The organism is Pseudomonas shahriarae (assembly GCF_014268455.2).
Lineage (GTDB): Bacteria > Pseudomonadota > Gammaproteobacteria > Pseudomonadales > Pseudomonadaceae > Aquipseudomonas > Aquipseudomonas shahriarae.
This window is the reverse complement of record NZ_CP077085.1, coordinates 1,730,050-1,749,570: the sequence shown is the minus strand read 5'-3', so window position 1 is coordinate 1,749,570 and position 19,521 is coordinate 1,730,050. Positions and strand designations below refer to the sequence as shown.

The 19,521-nt window shown below is 61.3% G+C and carries 15 protein-coding genes; 5 read left to right on the top strand and 10 right to left on the bottom strand.

Annotated elements, in window-relative coordinates; all coding sequences use genetic code 11:
* Nucleotides 1-39 precede the first annotated feature (39 nt).
* Complete coding sequence (hrpA, locus tag HU773_RS07855) at nucleotides 40-3,951, bottom strand: ATP-dependent RNA helicase HrpA (RefSeq protein ID WP_057958822.1); 3,912 nt, start codon at nucleotides 3,949-3,951, stop codon at nucleotides 40-42.
* 207 nt (nucleotides 3,952-4,158) lie between these two features.
* Nucleotides 4,159-5,892, bottom strand: coding sequence for a bifunctional isocitrate dehydrogenase kinase/phosphatase (gene aceK, locus HU773_RS07850; protein WP_057441325.1), 1,734 nt, complete (start codon nucleotides 5,890-5,892; stop codon nucleotides 4,159-4,161).
* Between the two features lie 226 nt (nucleotides 5,893-6,118).
* Here aceK and HU773_RS07845 point away from each other — a divergent pair, with 226 nt between their 5' ends.
* Nucleotides 6,119-7,015, top strand: coding sequence for a DMT family transporter (locus HU773_RS07845; RefSeq protein WP_120732165.1), 897 nt, complete (start codon nucleotides 6,119-6,121; stop codon nucleotides 7,013-7,015).
* A gap of 30 nt (nucleotides 7,016-7,045) precedes the next feature.
* Here the strand turns inward: HU773_RS07845 and HU773_RS07840 are convergent, their stop codons facing one another.
* From HU773_RS07840 to cysK, 3 genes are all read right to left on the bottom strand, one after another.
* Nucleotides 7,046-7,906: a DMT family transporter gene (locus HU773_RS07840; protein WP_057958820.1), complete on the bottom strand. Its 861-nt coding sequence runs from the start codon at nucleotides 7,904-7,906 to the stop codon at nucleotides 7,046-7,048.
* Between the two features lie 689 nt (nucleotides 7,907-8,595).
* On the bottom strand, nucleotides 8,596-9,534 hold the full coding sequence (locus HU773_RS07835; protein ID WP_057441260.1) for an aspartyl/asparaginyl beta-hydroxylase domain-containing protein: 939 nt from the start codon (nucleotides 9,532-9,534) through the stop codon (nucleotides 8,596-8,598).
* Nucleotides 9,535-9,739: 205 nt separating this feature from the next.
* On the bottom strand, nucleotides 9,740-10,714 hold the full coding sequence (gene cysK, locus HU773_RS07830) for a cysteine synthase A (RefSeq protein ID WP_057958819.1): 975 nt from the start codon (nucleotides 10,712-10,714) through the stop codon (nucleotides 9,740-9,742).
* A gap of 125 nt (nucleotides 10,715-10,839) precedes the next feature.
* On the opposite strand from cysK, the gene HU773_RS07825 reads away from it, so the two are divergent.
* From HU773_RS07825 to HU773_RS07815, 3 genes are all read left to right on the top strand, one after another.
* Complete coding sequence (locus HU773_RS07825) at nucleotides 10,840-11,916, top strand: DUF748 domain-containing protein (protein WP_057958818.1); 1,077 nt, start codon at nucleotides 10,840-10,842, stop codon at nucleotides 11,914-11,916.
* A 117-nt stretch (nucleotides 11,917-12,033) separates the two neighbouring features.
* Entirely contained in the window at nucleotides 12,034-12,879 is an 846-nt protein-coding gene (locus HU773_RS07820) for an AAA family ATPase (protein ID WP_029292347.1), read from the top strand.
* Nucleotides 12,880-12,890: 11 nt separating this feature from the next.
* On the top strand, nucleotides 12,891-14,069 hold the full coding sequence (locus HU773_RS07815) for a vWA domain-containing protein (RefSeq protein ID WP_057441266.1): 1,179 nt from the start codon (nucleotides 12,891-12,893) through the stop codon (nucleotides 14,067-14,069).
* A gap of 116 nt (nucleotides 14,070-14,185) precedes the next feature.
* Here HU773_RS07815 and HU773_RS07810 read toward each other — a convergent pair whose 3' ends face one another.
* From HU773_RS07810 to HU773_RS07800, 3 genes are read right to left on the bottom strand one after another with little or no spacing between them, the layout of a single operon-like run.
* A complete protein-coding gene (locus HU773_RS07810) occupies nucleotides 14,186-15,100 on the bottom strand; it encodes a 5-oxoprolinase subunit C family protein (RefSeq protein ID WP_057958817.1) in 915 nt (304 codons plus the stop codon).
* Complete coding sequence (pxpB, locus tag HU773_RS07805) at nucleotides 15,097-15,801, bottom strand: 5-oxoprolinase subunit PxpB (protein WP_057958816.1); 705 nt, start codon at nucleotides 15,799-15,801, stop codon at nucleotides 15,097-15,099. The genes HU773_RS07810 and pxpB overlap by 4 nt, the downstream gene beginning before the upstream one ends.
* Nucleotides 15,798-16,541, bottom strand: a complete 744-nt coding sequence (locus HU773_RS07800) for a 5-oxoprolinase subunit PxpA (RefSeq protein ID WP_057958815.1) — start codon at nucleotides 16,539-16,541, stop codon at nucleotides 15,798-15,800. The genes pxpB and HU773_RS07800 overlap by 4 nt, the downstream gene beginning before the upstream one ends.
* 178 nt (nucleotides 16,542-16,719) lie before the next feature.
* Here HU773_RS07800 and HU773_RS07795 point away from each other — a divergent pair, with 178 nt between their 5' ends.
* Nucleotides 16,720-17,646 (top strand): LysR family transcriptional regulator, encoded by a 927-nt coding sequence (locus HU773_RS07795; RefSeq protein WP_057958814.1) that lies wholly within the window; start codon nucleotides 16,720-16,722, stop codon nucleotides 17,644-17,646.
* Between the two features lie 530 nt (nucleotides 17,647-18,176).
* Here the strand turns inward: HU773_RS07795 and HU773_RS07790 are convergent.
* Both HU773_RS07790 and HU773_RS07785 read right to left on the bottom strand, forming a co-directional pair.
* Nucleotides 18,177-18,719, bottom strand: coding sequence for a DUF2937 family protein (locus HU773_RS07790; RefSeq protein ID WP_057958812.1), 543 nt, complete (start codon nucleotides 18,717-18,719; stop codon nucleotides 18,177-18,179).
* Between the two features lie 11 nt (nucleotides 18,720-18,730).
* Nucleotides 18,731-19,507: a class II glutamine amidotransferase gene (locus HU773_RS07785; RefSeq protein WP_057441274.1), complete on the bottom strand. Its 777-nt coding sequence runs from the start codon at nucleotides 19,505-19,507 to the stop codon at nucleotides 18,731-18,733.
* Nucleotides 19,508-19,521 lie beyond the last annotated feature (14 nt).

Here is a 19,521-nt window from a genome sequence, read left to right as displayed (position 1 = left end):
GGCGCCTGTCACGCGCACACCCGCCACCGGCACTACAGGTCAAGGTTCGACCTGGCTCCACTGTTTGCTCAAGCGCTTATCGGAAATCGGTGCCTTGGTGCCCAACTGCTGGGCAAACAACGACACCCGGTATTCCTCCAGCCACCAGCGGTAAAGCGCCAGCTGCGGATCGCGCTTGCCTTCCTGGGTGTGCTTGTTCAGGCGCGTCTGGTACTGGCTCCACAGACCACTCAACTCGCTGCTCCAGACCCGGTCCTTCTGCACTTGGCTGGGCAGTTTTTCCAGGCGTAGCTCGATGGCCTTGAGATAGCGCGGCAGTTCCTTGAACCACTGCGCCGGGGTCTCGCGCACAAAGCCCGGGTACACCAGGTTGCTTAGTTGCTGCTTGATATCGTTGAGTGCCACGGCCTGGGCCAGGTCGATCTTGCCCTTGAAACGTTTTTGCAGGCCATGCCACAGCTTCAATACTTCCAGGGTCAGGCGCGCCAGGCGTTCAGCGTGCTCGGTCCAGCTACCACGCTTGCGCTCGGCCAGGGCTGCCAGGCCCGCGCCATCCCGGGGCAGGCTGGCCTCGCCTTCCAGCACGCAGGTGTCGAGGCTGGCCAGCAAAATGTCTTCCACCAGGGCGTCGATACGTCCCAGCTCGCGGTACATCAGCCCCAGCTCGGTAAGGCCCGGCAGCTTGCCGCGCAGGAATTTTGCCGGCTCGGCCAATTGCTGCATCAACAAGCGCTGCAAGGCGCGGCGATGCTGGAACTCGGCTTCGGCGGCCGTGGAGAAACGTCCTTCCTTGACCGTGCCGTTTTCTTCTACCAGCGCCGGATACACCGTCATCGACAGGCCCGCAATCTTCTGCTGGGTAGTCTCGGCAACCGCCGCGAAGACCTTGGCCTCCACCGGCTGCTGGCTTTTGGCAGTTTGCGGCACTGCCAGGGCGGCCTGGCTGGCTTCGACAAACCGCGCAGTCAGCGCTGCCAGGTCGCGGCCCTCACCGAGGAACTTGCCCTGGGCATCGACCACTTCCAGGTTCATCTTCAGGTGGTTTTCCACCTGCTGCGCGGCTTCGCTCCAGGCTTCGTCGCTGACCCGCGCGCCGGTCATGCGCAACAGCTCACGCCCCAGCGCCTGGGGCAGCGAGCCCTGGGCAAATTCGATCCGTTGCAGCGCGGCCTTGACGAAGTCCGGCACCGGCACGAAGTTCTTGCGCAGGGCCTTGGGCAGGTTGCGCACCAGGGCAATGCACTTGGCTTCGATCAGCCCGGGCACCAGCCACTCCAGGCGCTCGGCGGGCAAGGCCGGCAACAGCGGTGCGGGCACGCGCAAGGTCACACCGTCGCGCGGGTGGTTGGGTTCAAAGTGATAACTCAAGGCCAGGGCCAGGTCGCCCAGGTGCAAGGTGTCAGGGTAATGGGCGGCGGTGACTTCACTGGCTTCGCGGGCCAGCACGTCTTCTTCGCGCATGATCAGCAGTTGCGGGTCTTTCTGGCTGGTGATCTTGTACCAACTGTCGAAGGTCGCCGTCTGGTGGATCTCTGCCGGCAGGCGCGCGTCGTAGAAGGCGTACAGGGTTTCTTCGTCAGCCAGGATATCGCGGCGCCGGGCCTTGGCTTCCAGTTCGTCCAATTGCTCCAGCAGCTGTTGATTGGCAGTCAGGCACTTGGCCCGGGACTGGATCTCGCCACGCACCAGGCCTTCGCGGATAAACAGCTCGCGGGACACCACGGGGTCCACCGGCCCGTAATGCACGGGCCGGCGCCCCACCACAATCAGGCCGAACAGGGTGATCTGTTCAAAGGCCACGACCTGGCCGCGCTTCTTCTCCCAGTGGGGTTCGAAGTGGTTTTTCTTGATCAGGTGCCCGGCCAATGGCTCGATCCAGTCGGCATCAATCTTGGCCACCATGCGCGCATACAGCTTGGTGGTCTCCACCAGTTCGGCGGTCATCAACCATTGCGGGCGCTTCTTGCCGATGCCCGATGACGGATGAATCCAGAAGCGCCGCTGGCGGGCGCCGAGGTAGTCGCCGTCTTCGGTTTTCTGGCCGATCTGGCTCAACAGGCCGGACAGCACCGCCTTGTGCAGTTTCGCGAAGTCCGCCGGTTCCTTGTTGACCGTCAACTGCATATCACGGCAGATCAGGCTCAACTGGCGATGGGAGTCGCGCCACTCACGCAGGCGCAGGTAATTGAGGAAGTTCTTGCGGCACCAGTTGCGCAGCGGGCTGGCGGTCAGTTCCTGGCGCTGCTCTTCAAAGCCGCGCCACAGATTGACCAGCCCGGCGAAGTCCGAATCGGGATCCTTCCATTGCGCGTGGGCCTGGTCGGCCGCTTGCTGGCGCTCCGGCGGGCGCTCGCGCGGGTCCTGGATCGACATGGCACTGGCGACGATCAGCACTTCCTGCAAACTGCCGAGCTTGGCCGCTTCCAACAGCATGCGGCCCATGCGCGGGTCCACCGGCAGGCGCGCCAGTTGCCGGCCCAGGGGTGTCAGCTGGCTGTTACGGTCCACCGCCGAGAGTTCCTGCAGCAGGTTGAAGCCATCGCTGATGGCCTTGCCATCCGGCGGCTCGATAAACGGGAAGTCGGTAATTTCACCCAGGCGCAGGTGCAGCATCTGCAGGATCACCGCCGCCAGGTTAGTGCGCAGGATCTCCGGGTCGGTAAATTCCGGGCGCCCGATAAAATCTTCTTCGCTGAACAGGCGCACGCAAATGCCCGGCTCGACCCGACCGCAGCGGCCCTTGCGCTGGTTGGCGCTGGCCTGGGAAATCGCCTCGATCGGCAGGCGCTGGACCTTGGCCCGGTAGCTGTAGCGGCTGATGCGTGCGGTGCCGCTGTCGATCACATAGCGGATGCCCGGCACGGTCAGCGAGGTTTCCGCGACGTTGGTTGCCAGCACCACGCGCCGCCCCGGATGGGACTGGAAAATACGCTGCTGCTCGGCCGGCGACAGGCGCGCGTACAACGGCAGGATTTCCGTGTGCTTGAGCTGGGCCTTGCGCAGCATATCGGCGGCATCGCGGATCTCGCGCTCACCGGGCAGGAACACCAGCACATCGCCTGGGCTCTTGCGCTCGCTGCGTTCAAAGGCGGCGATTTCATCAAGGGTGGCAAGGATCGCCTGGTCCACGGTCAAGTCGTCTTCGACGCGGTTGCCTTCCTCGTCCTGCTCCAGGGTCAGCGGGCGATACCAGGTTTCCACCGGGAACGTGCGCCCGGAGACCTCGACAATCGGCGCATCGTCGAAGTGCTTGGAAAAACGCTCCAGGTCGATGGTCGCCGAGGTGATGATGACTTTCAGGTCCGGGCGGCGTGGCAGCAGGGTCTTCAGGTAACCAAGCAGGAAGTCGATGTTCAGGCTGCGCTCGTGGGCTTCGTCGACGATGATTGTGTCGTAGCGCTCGAGGTATCGGTCGTTCTGGGTTTCGGCCAGCAGGATGCCGTCAGTCATCAGCTTGATCAGGGTGTTGGCGTCGCTCTGGTCCTCGAACCGCACCTGATAGCCCACCAGCGCCCCCAGCGGTGTGGCCAACTCTTCCGCGACCCGGCTCGCCACACTGCGCGCGGCGATCCGCCGGGGCTGGGTATGGCCGATCAAGCCGTACTGGCCGCGACCGATTTCCAGGCAGATCTTCGGCAACTGCGTGGTTTTACCCGAGCCGGTTTCGCCCGCGATGATCAGCACCTGATGCTTGAGCAACGCCGCCTTGATCTCGTCGCGCTTGGCGGCGATGGGCAGGCTGTCGTCATAGCGGACCTGCGGCACGCTGGCCGCGCGCGCCGTGACCTGGGCACAGGACGCCTGCATGCGCGCCACCCACTGCGCCAGCTTCTCCTCATCGGGCTTCTTGCGCAGCTCAAGCAACTGCCGACGCAAGCGGTGGCGGTCGGCGAGCATGGCGTGATCGAGGTTTTTCAGGAGTTGGTCGATAGCGGGCGCTTGGTCAGTCATCAGGTACTTTGAAGGTCGTCTATTTATGCACGGCCGGCAATTGTGGCAGAAAAGCGCACACAACGTTAAAGGCCGCGTAAATCACGCGTGGGAGCTGTCGAGCCCCGGCGAGGCTGCGATGACGGCGGCACGGCCAACATCAATGCTGCCAGGCCCAGCGCTATCGCAGCCTCGCCGGGGCTCGACAGCTCCCACAGGGTTTAGCCCCTATTCGTTATCCAGGCCCTTGCGCCGATACGGGAACACATCAATCACCTTCCCCGCCCGAATCGCCTCCTGCAGGCCTTTCCAGTAGTCGGCGTTGTACAACTCGCCGTGCAGCTCATCGAACAAACGCCGTTGCCCGGCATCGGCAAACAGAAATGGCGGGAACTCTTCGGGGAACACGTCCAGCGGGCCGATGGAGTACCAGGGCTCGGAGGCCATTTCATCTTCCGGGGTGCGCGGTGCCGGGATATGGCGGAAGTTGGCTTCGGTGAGGAAGCAGATCTCGTCGTAGTCGTAGAACACCACGCGACCATGACGGGTGACGCCAAAGTTTTTCAGCAGCATGTCGCCGGGAAAGATATTCGCCGCCGCCAATTGCTTGATGGCCAGGCCGTAGTCTTCGAGGGCTTCGCGCACCTGGGCCTCGTTGGCGTTCTCCAGGTAGAGGTTGAGCGGAGTCATGCGCCGCTCGGTCCAGCAGTGGCGAATCAGTACCGTGTCGCCTTCCACCTCGACTGTGCCGGCAGCCACTTCCAGCAATTCGGCCAGGCATTCAGGCTCGAATTTGCTCAAGGGGAAACGGAAGTCGGCAAACTCCTGGGTGTCGGCCATGCGCCCGACCCGGTCGACACTTTTCACCAGGCGGTACTTCTCGATCACCGTGGCGCGGTTGACGTTTTTCGATGGCGAGAAACGGTCCTTGATGATTTTGAACACCGTGTTGAAACCCGGCAGGGTGAACACGCTCATGACCATCCCGCGCACGCCCGGGGCCATGATGAACTGGTCATCGGTGCTGGCCAGGTGGTTGATCAGCGCCCGGTAGAACTCCGACTTGCCGTGTTTGTAGAAGCCGATGGAGGTGTACAGCTCGGCGATGTGCTTGCCCGGCAGGATGCGTTTGAGAAAGCCGATGAATTCCGCCGGCACCGGCACATCCACCATGAAATAGGAGCGGGTGAACGAGAAGATGATCGACACATCGGCTTCATCGGTGATCAGCGCGTCGATGCGGATACCCTGCCCTTCGCGGTGCAGCAGCGGAATCACAAGCGGCCACTGTTCATCGCGGGTGTAGAGGCGGCCCACCAGGTACGCGCCCTTGTTGCGATAGAGCACCGAGGAAAACAGCTCGACGTTGAGGTCCGGATCCTTGCACACCCAGTCCGGCAGGTTCTCGCGCAGTTGTGCTTCCAGGCGCTGCAGGTCGGCAGGCAGGTCGGCGTAGGGCTCGCTAAAGCGGTAGTCGCTGAAGATCTGCTCGAGCATGCCCGCCAGTTGGCCCTGGGGCTTGTAGGTACGGGTTTGCGCAGCACGGGCGCGGCGCAGGCTCGGGCGGGTGGTATGGATGAACATGCAGCCGTCGCTGATCAGGTCGTGGCTGAACAGCCCGCAAAAGATCGAGTTGTACCAGGTCTCGGACAGCTCATCGTCAAACCGCAGGTCGATCAGGCTGATATAGGCACTCTTGACCAGGGGCCAGGACTGGATGTCCAGCAGCGCGCCCTCGTCGAAGGTAGCCCGCAAACGCGTGGTGACTTCGCCGACCTTCTCTTCATACAGGTTGATCCGCGCCGCCGAGGCCGTTTGCGCCTCTTGCCACTGGGCCTTTTCAAAACGCTCACGGGCGCCGTCGGTGATCTGGCGAAAGTGTTCGCGGTAATCGTCGAAGCCATCGAGGATCATCTGGGCGATGGACTGCGCGGTGTCGATGGCAGACGTTTGCTGCGGCATGTCGGAGACCTCTGCGGGCATTCGGAAGACCTGAGATTAGCCAGTGTCCGCAGCCAGGAGAAGTACAATTTTTGCTGGGAGCTGTGTCCCGGATAGAGGGGCTTCAAACCCTGGCCGTGCACCTCAGTGGCTGGGTGACGCGCTTTATTGTGCAGTGGATACGTAAAAGATTGTGTCAGGCAGGCCCCTGGGCAACACTCTCGCCCTGGTTAAGAAGGAGTTGTCCGTGAGACCTGTCGACACCCTGTACCTGCTGGTACTGGCCGCCATCTGGGGCGCGAGCTTTTTGTTCATGCGAATCATCGCACCGGAAATCGGTACGCTGCCCACGGCGTTTTTCCGCGTTTCGATAGCCGCCGCCGGCCTGCTGGTGATCCTGGCCCTGCTGCGGGTGCGCTGGGACTTCCAGGGCAAGTTCAAGACCGTGCTGTTGCTGGGGGTGATCAACTCGGGGATCCCCGCCACGATGTATTCGGTGGCGGCCCAGGTCTTGCCGGCGGGTTACTCGGCGATTTTCAATGCGACGACGCCGTTGATGGGGGTGTTGATTGGCGGGCTGTTTTTCCATGAACGGCTGACCCCCTCGAAGATCGCCGGGGTGTGCCTGGGGCTGTTCGGCGTAGGCATCCTGACGCGGGCCGGGCCGGTGGCATTTGACCTGGAACTGCTGATGGGCGCCCTCGCCTGCCTGTTGGCCACCACCTGCTACGGCTTCGCCGGCTTCCTGGCGCGCCGCTGGCTGGATCAACAGGGTGGCCTGGACAGCCGTCTTTCAGCACTGGGCAGCATGCTCGGCGCCACATTGTTTCTCTTACCCTGGTTTGGCTGGAACGCCATCAGCCATCCGCCGGCCAGCTGGGGCGGCTGGAATGTGTGGTTGTCGTTGCTGGGCCTGGGACTGCTGTGTACGGCGTTCGCCTACATCTTGTACTTCCGTTTGCTGACCTCCATCGGGCCAGTGAAGTCGATGACGGTCACCTTCATGATTCCGCCATTCGGCGTGTTGTGGGGGGCGTTGCTGCTGGATGAGCCATTGTCCATGGCGCACCTGTACGGCGGGATGTTGATCGCGGGGGCATTGTGGCTGGTGCTGCGGCCGGGGAAATTGATCAAAGCTGTGTAGGAGCCGGCTTTCGGCTCCTACACAGGGGTATCACGCTTTACGGAAGACGAATACCAACCCAATGATGATCAAACCCATCCCCAGCACGCTCAGCACTGCCAGCCGATTGCCGAAGATCAGGTAGTCCATCACCGCAGTGACTGCCGGCACCAGGTAGAACAGGCTGGTGACATTCACCAGGTTACCCCGTGCAATCAGGCGGTATAGCAGCAGCGTCGCCAACACAGACACCACCAGCCCCATCCACAGCACCGGCAGGTAGAAGCCGCTGTTGTGCTCGAAAGCAAAGGGCTGGAACGGCACGAACACTGCGCACAGCAACAAGCCCGCCAGGTACTGCACCGGCAAGGTGCCCAATGGGTTATCGGTGATGCGCTTCTGCATGATCGAGCCCAGGGTCATGCTCGCCAGCGCCAGCAAACCAAACAGCATGCCGGCCAGGGACATGCCGGCCAGACCGATGCCCTGGTACACCACCATGATCAGGCCCGCCAGGCCCAACGCCAGGCCGAACATCCGGCGCCATGAACGCTGGCGCTCCATCAGCACCACGGTGAGGATCGGTTGCACACCCATGATGGTCGCCATCACGCCGGGGGTGACCTTCAGGTCCAGGGCCAGCAGATAAAAAATCTGATAGGCCCCCAGTAGCACCAGCCCGGTGGCCGCCGCATACCACAGCGGTTTGCCCGCGCGCGGCAACTGCAGCTTGAGGATCGGCACCAGCAGCACCAGGCCCGCCAGGGCAATGGCAAAGCGAATCAACAGGAAGGCAAAGGGTGACGCATGGGCCAGGCCCAACTTGGAGAAAATCGCCCCGCTGCTCCACAGCAGGACAAACAGGCTCGTCGAGGCCGCCGCGGCCACGGATTGTTTCGAAATAACAGACATAAGAACACCTGTAGTCAGGCAAAAAGCCAACTCAGCCAAGGCTGAAATTCAGTAGGTTCGGTACAGGCGGGCAACGGGGAACAGCAGTTTGCTGATCAGCCCGAAACGCCAACGCCCGGCGGTGATACGACTGCGTACACCGGCGTGCTACTGACAGGTGGGGGGTAATGACTGATCTGCACAGGCTGCGGATTCCCGCACGGCACGACCGCAGCGTTGACCGCTGAATCGACTACCGCTATGCGTGGGGATGCAGGCATGGGCTGATCTTTTTTGAAGGGATGAAAGGTGCTGCGAAACACCTGGCGCCGACTATAACCAGCCGGCGACACGCTTTGCAATGGCTTTGCCAAAAGGCCAGTAAGGACACGTTGAGAAACCACCTCTAGCCTTGGGAAAAACCAACGCACTCCACTTAAGGAGACTTTCGACTCATGACCGCCAATGCCAAAAACACGCGGCGCCTTGCGATACCAGCTCTACCGATCCAAAGCCTTACGCCTTGCTACTGCATCGACGCATCTCCCCTCTATCAAAACCTGGGCTTTGACTTCGATTCACGGGGCAGGCTTGTGATAGCGGTAGAGAACCAATAGCTTCGAAAACATGTTCAATTAATGATCAATTGTGGAGGCTGCATGGGAGAACGTATAAAAAAACCGCTCATACGAGCGGTTTTTTTGAACCCATCAGCCAAATAACCAATACACCAACGCCACAACCACCACCGCCGCCAACACCGGCCGCATGATGCGATAGGCTTTGGGATGCTTGCGCTTCCACTGCTTGACCACCCCACTGAAGCGATCGCTGAAGCTCTTGCTCCAGGCGTAGGCCTGGTTGATCCCGCCCACACGCTCGTCATCCAGGTTCTGTGGCGCGGTTGCACGGCCTAGCTGGGCACTGACCCAACGGTTGATGCGGGTCATCAGCCGGTTGCTCAGTGGTCGCTCGATATCACAGAACAGAATCACCCGGGTCTTCTCGGTTTCGTTCTTTACCCAGTGCACGTAGGTTTCGTCGAACATCACGTCTTCGCCATCACGCCAGGCGTAGATCTGGCCATCGACGAAAATGCGGCAGTCGTCGGAATTGGGTGTCGACAACCCCAAGTGATAGCGCAGGGAGCCGGCGAACGGATCGCGATGGGGGTTGAGGTGGCTGCCACCGGGCAACAGCGCAAACATGGCGCCCTTGACGTTGGGGATGCTGCTGACCAGGGCCACGGTTTTCGGGCACAGCAGCTCGGCCGACGGCAGCGGTTTGTCGTACCACTTGAGGTAGAAGCGCTTCCAGCCTTTCTTGAAGAACGAGCCAAAACCGGCATCGTTGTTCTTCTCGGCGGCGCGGATATAGCCTTCGTCGAACAGGTGCATGGCCTCGTCGCGAATCACTTCCCAGTTGTCCTTGAGCACATCCAGCTCGGGGAACTTGCTGCGGTCCAGGTAGGGCTTGGACGGCACCGCCGAAAAGATGTACATCAAAGCGTTGTACGGGGCGAACAACGCCGAATGGTTGACGAACTGGCGCAGCACCGGCAAACGTGCCTTGCCGCGCAAATGCACGTACAGCGTACTGCCGATAAACAGCAACAGCACCGACAGCTTGGCGGCCAAAGAAAAGGTCATGCAGCAACTCCTGGAAATAGCCTCCCGGCAGCGGGAAACCAGACATAGCAGCCGGCCATGATAAACACTCCGGGCCGGAGGAAAAACCCGCGTTATCCAACAATCCGTTTTAAGGGGCCCGCGGCGAGCAATCAATTATGCATATGAGGCATAAAACCGGGCTGATATGGATCAACCCGATTTCGGTACACCGACACCTGCAACGTCAGGCCTGGTTTTCCTGATCGGTGAACAGATCGCTGAACAGCATGCTCGACAGGTAGCGCTCACCGGAGTCCGGCAGGATCACCACGATGGTCTTGCCCTGCATTTCCGGTTTTTCGGCCAGACGCACCGCCACCGCCATGGCCGCGCCACAGGAAATCCCGCACAGGATGCCTTCCTCCTGCATCAACCGCAGGGCCATGGCCTTGGATTCATCGTCACTGACCAGCTCCACCCGGTCCACCATCGACAGATCAAGGTTCTTCGGCACAAAACCCGCGCCAATCCCCTGGATCTTGTGGGGGCTGGGCTTGATCTCTTCGCCAGCCAACGCCTGGGTAATCACCGGCGAGCTGATGGGCTCCACCGCCACCGAGAGGATCGGCTTGCCTGCAGTGTTCTTGATGTAGCGCGATACACCCGTGAGGGTCCCGCCCGTGCCAACGCCTGCCACCAGCACATCCACCGCGCCATCGGTGTCGTTCCAGATTTCCGGGCCGGTGGTTTTTTCGTGGATGGCCGGGTTGGCCGGGTTGTCGAACTGGGCCGGCATGAAATAGGTCGCCGGGTCGCTGGCAAGGATTTCACTGGCTTTCTCGATGGCGCCTTTCATGCCCTTGGCCGGCTCGGTCAGCACCAGTTCGGCCCCCAGGGCCTTGAGCACCTTGCGCCGTTCGATACTCATGGACGCGGGCATGGTCAGCAACAATTTGTAGCCACGGGCCGCGGCGACAAAGGCCAGGCCAATCCCGGTGTTGCCTGAGGTCGGCTCGACGATGGTCATGCCCGGCTTGAGTTTGCCGCTGCTTTCCGCGTCCCAGATCATGTTCGCGCCGATCCGGCACTTCACCGAATACCCAGGGTTACGCCCTTCGATCTTGGCCAGGATGGTCACGCCACGGGGCGCGATACGGTTGATCTGAACCAGGGGCGTGTTACCGATGGAGTGCGCGTTGTCTGCAAAAATGCGGCTCATGGCGGGGTCCTTTAGGCGGTTTTCAGGAAGGCAACAAGGGTATGCCTCGTACTCCAAGGCGTCCAGTCGAGGAACGTTGCCGCTGCCTGTGTAGTCAATCGCCTATACACAGGGAGGAATAACCTATGAAGCGTCGCTACAGTTGGCCGATATGGACGGTCGCCGGGCTGGTGGTCGTGCTGGTGGCACTGGATATCGCCCTGCCCTACCTGGTGCGCAACTACCTCAATGAAAAACTCGCCGACATGGGCGACTACCGTGGCCAGGTGACCGATGTCGACCTGGCCCTGTGGCGCGGCGCGTACCGGATCAATGGCCTGCAGATCGTCAAGGTCGATGGCAAGGTGCCCGTGCCGTTCGTCAAGGCGCCAGTGATCGACTTGTCGGTCAGTTGGCATTCCTTATGGTACGACCACGCGGTGGTGGCCGAAGTGCAATTCGTCAAGCCGGAACTCAACTTCGTCGACGGCGGCGCCAACAAACAGGCGTCCCAGACCGGTCGCGGCACCGATTGGCGCGCCCAACTGGGCAAGCTGCTGCCCATTACCCTCAACGAAGTGCGGATCGACGACGGCAAGATCGCCTTCCACAACTTCAGCTCCAAGCCGCCGGTCAATATGGGCGCCACCCAGGTCAATGCCAGCTTCTACAACCTGACCAACGTGGTGGACGTCGAAGGCAAGCGCGATGCGCGCTTTGACGGCAAGGCCCTGTTGCTGGGGCATGCGCCGCTGGAAGCCAGCGCGACCTTCGACCCGCTGAGCAATTTTGAAGACTTCGAGTTCCGCTTGCGCGCCCGTGATATCCAGCTCAAGCGCATGAACGACTTCGCCTCGGCCTACGGCAAGTTCGACTTCAATGCCGGCACCGGCGACGTGGTGATTGAAGCCCAGGCTGAAAAAGCCCAATTGACCGGCTATATCAAGCCGCTGCTGCGGGATGTGGAGGTGTTTGACTGGCAACAGGACGTGGAGAACCAGGACAAGGGGATTTTCCGCTCGATCTGGGAAGCCGTGGTCGGTGCCAGCGAAACCGTGCTGAAGAACCAGAGCAAAAACCAGTTCGCCACCCGGGTGGAACTCAGCGGCAGCGTTCACCAGCAAGATATCAGCGCGTTCCAGGCGTTTTTGCAGATTTTGCGCAATGGTTTCGTCCAGGCGTTCAACGCCCGCTACGAACAACCCAAACCCAGTGCGGAGTGACCCTGGCGTGACTGGTCATTCAGAGACTGAATAACCCGTCTGCGTTCACAGTCACCGGGGCTGCGCGCTATAGTCGCAGGCATGCTGACTACCGGCGTCATGTTCGAGGATTGAGAAATGAAGTTCGAAGGCACCCAGGCCTACGTTGCCACCGATGACCTGAAACTGGCTGTCAACGCTGCCATCACGCTGGAGCGTCCGCTGCTGGTCAAGGGCGAGCCGGGCACCGGCAAGACCATGCTTGCAGAACAACTGGCCGAATCGTTTGGCGCGCGGTTGATCACCTGGCACATCAAGTCCACCACCAAGGCGCACCAGGGCCTGTATGAATACGATGCGGTCAGCCGCCTGCGCGACTCGCAACTGGGCGTGGACAAGGTCCATGACGTACGCAACTACCTGAAGAAAGGCAAGCTGTGGGAGGCTTTCGAGTCCGAGGAGCGGGTGATCCTGCTGATCGACGAGATCGACAAGGCCGATATCGAGTTCCCCAACGACCTGCTGCAAGAACTCGACAAGATGGAGTTCTACGTCTACGAAATCGACGAGACCATCAAGGCCAAGAAGCGCCCGATCATCATCATTACCTCCAACAACGAGAAAGAGCTGCCGGACGCTTTCCTGCGTCGCTGCTTCTTCCATTACATCGCCTTCCCCGACCGCACCACCCTGCAGAAAATCGTCGACGTGCATTACCCCGACATCAAGAAAGACCTGGTCAGCGAAGCGCTGGACGTGTTCTTCGACGTGCGCAAGGTCCCCGGCCTGAAGAAAAAGCCCTCCACCTCCGAGCTGGTGGACTGGCTCAAGCTGCTGATGGCCGACAACATCGGCGAGGCGGTGCTGCGCGAGCGTGATCCAACCAAGGCCATCCCGCCCCTGGCCGGCGCCCTGGTGAAAAACGAGCAGGATGTGCAACTGCTTGAGCGCCTGGCGTTCATGAGCCGTCGCGGCACTCGATAAGGGCTTTTGCCATGCTGCTCAACCTGTTCAATGAAATGCGTGCAGCCAAGGTGCCGGTCTCGGTACGTGAGCTGCTGGACCTGATCAACGCCCTGAAACAACGGGTGACCTTCGCTGACATGGACGAGTTTTATTACTTGTCCCGGGCGATCCTGGTGAAGGACGAACGCCACTTCGACAAGTTCGACCGGGCTTTCGGCGCCTACTTCAATGGCCTGGAGAAACTCGACGACCACTTGCAGGCATTGATTCCCGAAGACTGGTTGCGCAAGGAGTTCGAGCGTTCGCTGAGCGATGAAGAGCGCGCGCAGATTCAATCCCTGGGCGGCCTGGACAAGCTGATCGAAGAGTTCAAGAAACGCCTGGAGGAACAGAAGGAGCGCCACGCCGGCGGCAACAAGTGGATCGGTACTGGCGGCACCAGCCCGTTCGGTTCCGGCGGTTTCAACCCCGAGGGCATTCGCGTGGGCGATGCCGGCAAGCGCCAGGGCAAGGCGGTCAAGGTCTGGGACCAGCGCGAGTACAAGAACCTCGATGACTCGGTGGAACTGGGCACGCGCAATATCAAGGTGGCCCTGCGCCGCCTGCGCAAGTTTGCGCGCCAGGGTGCAGCCGAAGAGCTGGATATCGACGGCACCATCGACCACACCGCCCGTGACGCCGGCCTGCTGAATATCCAGATGCGCCCGGAACGGCGCAACACGGTCAAGCTGCTGTTGCTGTTCGACATCGGCGGTTCGATGGATGCCCACGTCAAGACTTGCGAAGAGCTGTTCTCGGCCTGCAAGACCGAGTTCAAGCACCTGGAGTACTTCTACTTCCACAACTTCATTTATGAATCGGTGTGGAAGAACAACATGCGCCGCACTTCCGAGCGCACCTCGACCCAGGACCTGCTGCACAAGTACGGCGCCGACTATAAGGTGATCTTTATCGGCGACGCGGCCATGGCCCCCTACGAAATCACCCAGGCCGGTGGCAGCGTGGAGCACTGGAACGAAGAGCCGGGGTATGTGTGGATGCAGCGGTTCATGGAGAAGTACAAGAAGCTGATCTGGATTAATCCGTACCCGAAAGACACCTGGGGCTATACCTCGTCGACCAATATCGTGCGGGATTTGATTGAGGACCAGATGTATCCGTTGACCTTGCGCGGGCTTGAAGAGGGGATGCGGTTTCTCTCCAAGTAGGGGGTGGATTCACCGCCGCTATCGCAGGCAAGCCAGCTCCCACATTTGGACTGCATTCACAAAGCAAAATATGTGAATGCATTCTGAATGTGGGAGCTGGCTTGCCTGCGATGCCTTTAGCGATTCGTAAATCGCTGCAAATAGCTCAGATGCTCGCGATGCGCCGTCTCCTGCATCACCGGCGCCAGCCTCACCTTCTCCCCCGGCAGACACTGGGCCAGGCGCGCCAACGCCAATGGCGTCAAAGCCCCCAATCGCGGGTAGCCGCCAATGGTCTGGCGATCATTGAGCAATACAATCGGCTGCCCATCCGGCGGGACCTGGATCGCACCCAACGGGATGCCTTCGGAGATCAGCGACGGCCCCTGATACGCCAACGGCGTGCCCAGCAGGCGCATGCCCATGCGGTCGGCGCGGCTGTCCAGGGTCCATTCGGTATTGAAGGCATCGAACAGGCTCTGGCCACTGAACTGGCCGATCTGCGCGCCGAGGATCACGTCCAGGGGCGCGGTAGATTGCAACCGCTCAACCGGCAACTCACGCAACTCACTGCCGGTACCGGAATACACCAGGGACCCACCTTCAGCCAGGGCCCGGCCAAAACCGTCCAGCCCGCCCAGGGCTTCGCGCCCGACACTGGCACAACTGCCCAGCACCTTGGGCGCGTCAAACCCGCCTGGCGCCGCCAGGTAAGCCCGTGCACCGCGGTGGGGTTGGGTGAAGCGCAAGCGCTGGCCTTTTTGCAGAATGAAACTGCGGCCTGGGCTGATGGCGCGCTCGTCGATGTACGCGCCCAGGTCCGCGCCGGCCAGGGCCAGCACGCAAAGCTCCTCGGCCTGCACGGTAAAACCGCCCAGGGTGATTTCCACCACCGGCGCATCCAGCGAATTGCCCAGCAGCCAGTTGGCCCAGGACATCGACACCCAATCCAGCGCGCCGCCCTGGGTCACGCCCAGATGCCGCACACCAAAACGCCCGGCATCCTGCAACAAGCACAGCGCGGTGCTGGCCTCGATCAACAAGCGGCTCATACCTGGGCCTCCAAGGGCGTGTCATCGCCACCCAGGTTGATAAATTCAGCACGCCCGATGGCTTCGAAACGCACACTGTCGCCCGGCTGCATCAGGCTGTAGCCGTCGCGCTCGCGGTCGAACAATTTGGCCGGGGTGCGCCCGATCAGGTTCCAGCCACCCGGGGATTCCACCGGATAGGCTGCGGTCTGGCGCTCGGCGATGCCGACGCTGCCCGCCGCCACCCGTTTGCGCGGGGTGCCCAGACGCGGCGCCGCGAGTTGCTCTTCCACCAGCCCCATAAAGGCAAAACCGGGGGCAAAACCAAGGGCAAAGACCTGGTATTGATGCTGGCTGTGGCGGCGAATCACCTCGTTGACCGCAAGCCCGCTGCGCTGGGCGAGCAAGGTCAGCTCAGGGCCGACGCTGAGGTCGTACCACACCGGCAAGATATGACACTGCCCGCTGCCCTGGGCCTGGGGCTGCAAGCCCGTGAGGGCCTGATTGATCAGTTCCCGCGCCTGTGCCGGACTCAGCGCCAGCAGGTCGTAATGCACCATCAGGGTCGTGTAGGAAGGCACCAGGTCCACCAGCGCCGCGCCAAATCCCTCGCGCAGGCGGCGCGTGGCAGCGAGCATCCAGGGCATGTTGTCTTCGGCGATCACTTCAAACAGGCGCACCATCAGGCAGTCGATGGCTACCACTTCAATCCGTGGGTTCATGCTGGCGTCAACGCCTGGCGAATACGCTGCACCGCCGCCACCGAGCTGGCGTTATCGCCATGCACGCAGAGGGTGTTGGCCTGCAGCAGCAAGGGGCTGCCGTCGCTGGCAACCAGGGTATCGCCACGGGCAATGGTCAAGGCCTGCTCGAGAATGACCTGTGCATCGTGATGCACCGCGCCCGGCAACTGCCGCGAGACCAGATGCCCGGCGTTGTCATAGGCGCGGTCGGCGAAAGCTTCGAACCACAGGGTCACGCCGTACTCATCCCCCAAGGCCTGGGCGGCACTGTTGTCACGGGTGGCCATCAGCATCAAGGGCAGGCTGGCGTCATACGCCGCCACGGCCTGGATCACTGCACGCAGTTGCGCAGGCTTGGCCATCATGTCGTTGTACATCGCACCATGGGGTTTGACGTAGCTGACCCGGCCACCCTGGGCCCGGCAAATACCATCGAGGGCACCGATCTGGTAATGCAGCAGGTCCTGGATTTCCTGGGGTGCATAGGCCATGGAGCGCCGGCCAAAACCTGCCAGGTCCTGATACGCCGGGTGCGCACCGATCTGCACGCCATGCTGCAACGCCAGGGCGACGGTCTTGCGCATGATGCTCGGGTCGCCGGCGTGGAAGCCGCAGGCGATATTGGCGCAATCAATGAATGGCATGACCTCGGCATCCAGACCCATGGTCCAGGCACCAAAACTTTCGCCGATGTCGCAGTTCAATAGCAGGCGGCTCACGGTGAAGACTCCTGTAGGCTTTATTTTTTTGTAGTGTGGGATCTTTTACCAAGATCTCGCAACGATGTTGTCCTGAGCCCCGACGACGCTTATCGTGAGACAGCCCGATTTTTGGCGCGCAGCCCCTGTTGCGTCCAACTAATAAAAACCGATCCATGCATAAGAAAAAGTTGATCCCATGAATTTGAAGTTCCTCGAAACCTTCGTCTGGGTGGCCCGACTCAAGAGCTTCCGGCTCACGGCAGAGAAGCTGTTCACCACCCAGGCCTCGATCTCCAGCCGCATTGCGGTGTTGGAAGGCGAGTTGGGGGTGAAACTGTTCCTGCGTGACTCGCGTGGCGTGAGCCTGACCCCGGATGGGGTGAAGGTGCTCGAGTATGCCGAGCAGATGATGATCACCATGCAGGGGCTCAAGCAGTCGCTGGAAACCACCAGCAGCAAGGTCGGACGCATCCGTATCGGCGTGATGGACACGGTGATCCATACCTGGCTCAGCCCCTTGGTGACCGAGTTGATGAACCATTTCCCCCTGGTGGAAATCGAGCTGGTCGCCGATACCGCGCTGAACCTCTGCGATCAGCTGCAAAAAGGCTTTCTCGACCTGATCCTGCAAACCGACCTGCTGCGCCAGGAATCGGTGCGCAGCCTGGAGCTGGCCAGCCACCCCATGGGCTGGATCGTCGCCAGCCATTCTATCTACAACCGTGATTACACCTCCCTCGCCGAACTGGCCCAGGAACGGATCATCACCTACTCGAAAAACTCCCATCCGCACCAGGATGTACTGAGCCTGATGCAAGCCCATGGCGTCGCGGCGCCGCGCATGAACTGCGTGAACTCGGTGTCGGCCATCACCCGCTTGCTGCGCGACGGCTTCGGTATCGGCGCGATGCCGCCGGTGCTGGTCAGCGAAGAGTTGGCGCGGGGTGAGTTGATATTGCTGCCCATGGCGCAGCGCTTGCCGAACCTGCAGGTGGTGGTGTCGTGGCGGGTGGGGGTGGAGTTGGTGGAGGAAATCGTCGCGCTGTGCCAAAGCGTAGCGGCGCGGTATGCCGAGGAAGTGGGTGAAGAGCGCATGGTGCTCAACCAGAAGAAACCCGATTAAACCTAGCAGGCGCGGGCTTGTGTGAGAGCTGGTTTGTGTAGGAGCTGGCTTGTGTGGGAGCTGGCTTGCCTGCGATGCGAGCACCTCGGTACATCGGTTGCACCGCGGTGACGCTATCGCAGCATAGGAATCTACACAGCTATCCTCTGGGTATGTGTACATATCCATTGCTGCGGTAACGGCGGCTATTGGTTCCGCCCTTACGGCGGCTCACTTTGGAGAAGCGCCAAAGTAAGCAAAGCGCTCTTGCCCCACCACTCGGTGCCTCGCCTAGGCTCGGCATGCCCGCAGTCAGGCATTGCTCCGTGGGCCCGCCGCGATCGGCCATCCATGGCCGTGTCGCGGCTACCCCGGCATCCATGCCGGGGGTGCCCACTGCGCAATACCTGCCTGCGGCCATCGTGGTTTAACGGGGCGCCTAAGATCAAGATCAAAAGCCAGATCAAAAGCCGGATCAAAAGCAGAGCCAGAGCGTGAAGCTGCATTCCTCCCGGTGGGAGCTGGCTCCAACCGGGAGATCTGTGGCGTATTCAGAGGCCTTTGAGGTCCCGCTCTTCAATCGGCCGGCTCTGGCGCAGACGCTTGCCGCCCAGCACCACCCAGTCAATCAAACGGAACAGGCACTCCAGGCCGAACGACAGCAGCATCGCCCCGCCCAAACCCCAGCCCATGGCCTCGGGGGTCAGGAGGATCTGGTAGCTGTAGCCATTCCAGGTTTCCCGGCGGATATCCGGGTCGGCGGCCACCGCCACCTGCAAGGCGCGGATGTACCACGGCCCCTGCATGGCCTGGAACTGCTTGTCCAACGCTACCTGGCGATCGAGCAAACTGCCGAGGCTGTTGGCATCGCTGCGGAATACCGGGTCATCGCTGGCGCGGTAATGGGCGACCAGGGCCTGTAAATCGCCTTTGAAGAACTGCTGCGCAGTGCTTTCAAAACCGCGCAGGCCGGTCTGGGCCTCGATCAAATGGGCCTCGACCCGCTTGGCGTAGTCGTTGATAAACCCCGGGACTTGCACCCCGACCAACAAGCCAATGGCAAACAACACCAGGCGCAGATAGCTGAGCAACATAATCAACGTCCTTATGCAGTTGTGCCCTGGCTGACGCATTCGCCGCGCCGCCACAGGCTCCACTGGCCCGGTTCGTAACGGGTCCAGGTCTCGTTTTCGGTCAAGGGTTCGGTGGCAATCACCGTCACCACATCGTTTGGCGTGGTTTCGGCCTGAAAATCGACGATCACGTCGACATCTTTGAGGCGCGCCGGGCCAAAGGGTGCGCGCCGGGTGATCTGCGCCAGTTTGGTCGAGCAGTAGCAAAACAGCCAATCACCATCACTGAGCAGGCAGTTGAACACGCCCTTGCTGCGGTATTCGGCGCAGGCGGCGATCAGGTCCGGCAGCACCTGCTCGATATCCACGGGCTCGGGAAACGCCTCACGGATGCGGTTGAGCAGGTCGCAGAAGGCGGCTTCGCTGTCGGTATCGCCCACCGGGCGGTAGAACGTGGCCCGGGGCGTGAAGTCGGCGAGTTGACCGTTATGGGCGAAACACCAATTGCGCCCCCACAACTCGCGGACGAACGGATGGGTATTGGACAGGCTCACCTTGCCGACGTTGGCCTGGCGGATATGGCCAATCACCACTTCACTCTTGATCGGATAACGCTGCACCAGCAGCGCCACTTCCGACTCGCTGCTGGCCGCCGGGTCCTGGAACAGCCGCAAGCCACGGCCCTCATAGAAGGCAATGCCCCAGCCATCGCGGTGCGGCCCGGTGCGCCCACCGCGCTGCATCAGCCCGGTGAAGCTGAACACGATGTCGGTCGGTACGTTGGCACTCATGCCCAATAATTCACACATGCCAGGACTCTCGA

Excerpts from the sequence above, each read along its gene's own strand:
- hrpA (WP_057958822.1), bottom strand. The coding sequence starts at position 3,951 with ATGACTGACCAAGCGCCCGCTATCGACCAACTCCTGAAAAACCTCGAT.
- aceK (WP_057441325.1), bottom strand. The coding sequence starts at position 5,892 with ATGCCGCAGCAAACGTCTGCCATCGACACCGCGCAGTCCATCGCCCAG.
- HU773_RS07840 (WP_057958820.1), bottom strand. The coding sequence starts at position 7,906 with ATGTCTGTTATTTCGAAACAATCCGTGGCCGCGGCGGCCTCGACGAGC.
- HU773_RS07835 (WP_057441260.1), bottom strand. The coding sequence starts at position 9,534 with ATGACCTTTTCTTTGGCCGCCAAGCTGTCGGTGCTGTTGCTGTTTATC.
- cysK (WP_057958819.1), bottom strand. The coding sequence starts at position 10,714 with ATGAGCCGCATTTTTGCAGACAACGCGCACTCCATCGGTAACACGCCC.
- HU773_RS07825 (WP_057958818.1), top strand. The coding sequence starts at position 10,840 with ATGAAGCGTCGCTACAGTTGGCCGATATGGACGGTCGCCGGGCTGGTG.
- HU773_RS07820 (WP_029292347.1), top strand. The coding sequence starts at position 12,034 with ATGAAGTTCGAAGGCACCCAGGCCTACGTTGCCACCGATGACCTGAAA.
- HU773_RS07815 (WP_057441266.1), top strand. The coding sequence starts at position 12,891 with ATGCTGCTCAACCTGTTCAATGAAATGCGTGCAGCCAAGGTGCCGGTC.
- HU773_RS07810 (WP_057958817.1), bottom strand. The coding sequence starts at position 15,100 with ATGAGCCGCTTGTTGATCGAGGCCAGCACCGCGCTGTGCTTGTTGCAG.
- pxpB (WP_057958816.1), bottom strand. The coding sequence starts at position 15,801 with ATGAACCCACGGATTGAAGTGGTAGCCATCGACTGCCTGATGGTGCGC.
- HU773_RS07795 (WP_057958814.1), top strand. The coding sequence starts at position 16,720 with ATGAATTTGAAGTTCCTCGAAACCTTCGTCTGGGTGGCCCGACTCAAG.
- HU773_RS07790 (WP_057958812.1), bottom strand. The coding sequence starts at position 18,719 with ATGTTGCTCAGCTATCTGCGCCTGGTGTTGTTTGCCATTGGCTTGTTG.
- HU773_RS07785 (WP_057441274.1), bottom strand. The coding sequence starts at position 19,507 with ATGTGTGAATTATTGGGCATGAGTGCCAACGTACCGACCGACATCGTG.